Source organism: Pseudomonadota bacterium, assembly GCA_030775045.1.
Taxonomy (GTDB): domain Bacteria; phylum Pseudomonadota; class Alphaproteobacteria; order JALYJY01; family JALYJY01; genus JALYJY01.
In genome coordinates, this window is the sequence record JALYJY010000149.1 from 472 (window position 1) to 1,303 (window position 832).

An 832-nucleotide genomic window follows, 5' to 3' on the forward strand; every position below is an offset into this window, starting at 1 on the left:
CATATCACCCTGAGTCTGCCCTATGCCCTGGTTGTCGGGCTTCCGGTCCTTGAAGCCATAGCCCAGCACGAGCTGTCCCATGCGTGGCACACGGTCACACTCGAAACGCCTGAAATGCGGGAAATGACCCCCTGGTTCAATGCGCTTGAGGAGAAGGAAAAAAGGGGAGAGGCCCTTTCGCCTGAGGAGAAACTGTTTCAGGTGGAATACCTGCTGAGGCTGAAACTCCGGAAAACGGCAGAAGAGCCACGGGTCAACACCGATGTTGTCAGGCGCGAAGCACGCAACCTGAAAAACTATGCCGCCGGCCTGAATAGGGCCATGGCCATTCTGGGGCCGCCCCTGGACCGGCCACCGGGAAAGCCGGTTCTGGACGATATAACCAACCTTCTGGAAGCCATCAAAACAACCTTTTTTGCAAAAAACGGCCTGTTTCCTGATACGCCTGCAGGATACGAGGAAGTCGGGGTTGATACAGGCGCCATAAGATCCCGCGGCAAGCCGCTCTTCAGTTCCCGGGAGGACTTCAACCTTCTGCGCCATATGGTTACCGGACAGGGCGGGATATGCAGCAAGCTGCCTCCTCTTGAGGACGGAATCTGGGCCTCTGTCCTGCAGGACAGGGACAGGGAAGACGGAACCGATCGTTATCGGGATCATATCATGGAACTTGCCGGCAAAGCCTGTGACGAGGCGGGCCGGATCGTGGACAGGATCTGGAAATATTTTGCTCCGCCTCTGGAAATGCTGGAAGGGCTGGATCCATCCGATATCAGGAAAATGCTGGAAGAAGGCCCCGGGGACAATGGAAGGCCCGACGGGCAGGGAACTC

General features: G+C 57.1%; 1 protein-coding gene. It reads left to right on the forward strand.

Going from position 1 to position 832, the window contains the following annotated elements:
* Positions 1 to 832: hypothetical protein (locus M3O22_09300; GenBank protein MDP9196935.1), on the forward strand; the 832-nt coding region annotated here is incomplete at both ends.